Here is a 1,719-nt window from a genome sequence, read left to right on the forward strand (position 1 = left end):
CCAGTCCGGGTTATCCCGGAACGGGCGTTCAACCTGCGCAATGACCTTGTAACTGCGACCCTCGATGGTGAAACGGTTGATTTCCGCCTCACCCAGCAAGGTCGCCAGTGTTCCTCCCAGGTCTTGCATGGACACACCCATCTGCGCGGCTTTGGCGCGGTCGATATCGACCACCACTTCCGGTTTGTCGAAGGCCAGGTCGACGTGAAGGAAAGCAAACTTGCCGGACTCCATTGCACGCTTTTTCACCCGGTCCATCACTTGCAGCAGCAACTCGTAATCCTTGGCCGTATTGATGACGAACTGGAACGGCAGCCCCTCGCCGGTACCGGGCAGGGAGGGCAGGTTGAAACCTAAAATCTTCAACCCCGGGATGCTTTTCAGTTTCGCCTGGACGTCGGGGAGTATCTGCATTTGAGTGCGCTCACGCTGGTTCCACGGCTTGAGCAAGAAGCCGCCAATCCCCGATTGCACGCCGTTGGATCCGTTGATCTGGAACGAAGAGTAATACTCGGGAAACGCCTTGAAGATCGAGATGAACTCATCGGTGTAGGTGCTCAGGTAGTCGAGGTTGGTTGGTTGCGGGGCGATGGCTATCATGAAAATGATGCCCTGATCTTCATCCGGCGCCAGTTCCGACTTGGTGAACTTGAGCAGCACCGGAATCAGGCACAGGACAATCACCGCGAACACCAGCACCACCGGCCGGGTATTGAGGGTGCCGTGGAGCATAAGTTGATAGCGGCGCTTGAGGCTTTCGAAAATCAGGTCCAGGCGATGGGCCAGGCCGCTGGGGTTTTCATCGTGGCGCAACAGCAGGGCGCACATCATCGGTGAGAGGGTCAGTGCAATGACCCCGGAGATCACCACCGCCCCGGCCAGCGTCAGGGCAAACTCTTTGAATAGCGCCCCCGTGAGCCCCGTCAGGAAGCCAATCGGCGCGTAGACCGCCGCCAGGGTGATGGTCATGGACACCACCGGCATGGCGATTTCCCGGGCRCCTTCGATGGCCGCGTCAWRMGGCGTCTTGCCTTCYYCRATGTGCCGGTGAATGTTTTCCACCACSACGATGGCATCGTCCACCACCAGGCCGATGGCCAAGACCATCGCCAGCAGCGTCAGCAGGTTGATCGAGTAGCCCATCATCTGCATGAAGAACATCACGCCGATCATCGACAACGGGATCGTRAYCACCGGGATKASCACCGAGCGAAAGGCGCCGAGGAACAGGAACACCACCACAATCACGATCAACACCGCCTCGAACAGGGTTTTCACCACTTCGTCGATCGAGGCCTGGATGAACARYGTGGCGTCGTAGGCAATTTCACCTTTGAGGTTGGGTGGCAACTGGGCATCCAGGTCCGGCATGATCTTGCGCACTTCCTTGATCACGTCCAGCGGGTTGGCGCCGGGCGTGGCCTTGATGCCGATGTACACCGAAGGCGAGCCGCCAAAGGAGCTGATGGTGTCGTAGTTTTCCGCGCCCATTTCCACCCGCGCCACATCACGCAACAGCACCCGACTGTCGCCCTCGACCTTCAGTGGGATCGCCGCAAAGGCCTCTGCGGATTTGAGCTCGGTGTTGGCATTGATGCTGGTCACCACGTACTCGCCTTTCACCTCGCCGGCGGCGGACAGGAAGTTATACCGGCGCACTGCATTGGTCACGTCGCTGGCACTCAAGCCGAAACCGGCGAGCTTCACCGGGTCCAGCCA

General features: G+C 59.2%; 1 protein-coding gene. It reads right to left on the minus strand.

Annotated elements, in window-relative coordinates; genetic code table 11:
• Positions 1 to 1,719, minus strand: a 1,719-nt coding sequence (locus AC1DRJ_RS26670) for an efflux RND transporter permease subunit (protein ID WP_477804786.1), incomplete at both ends; no start/stop codon positions are given.

Source organism: Pseudomonas sp. P5_B2 (genome assembly GCF_056400445.1).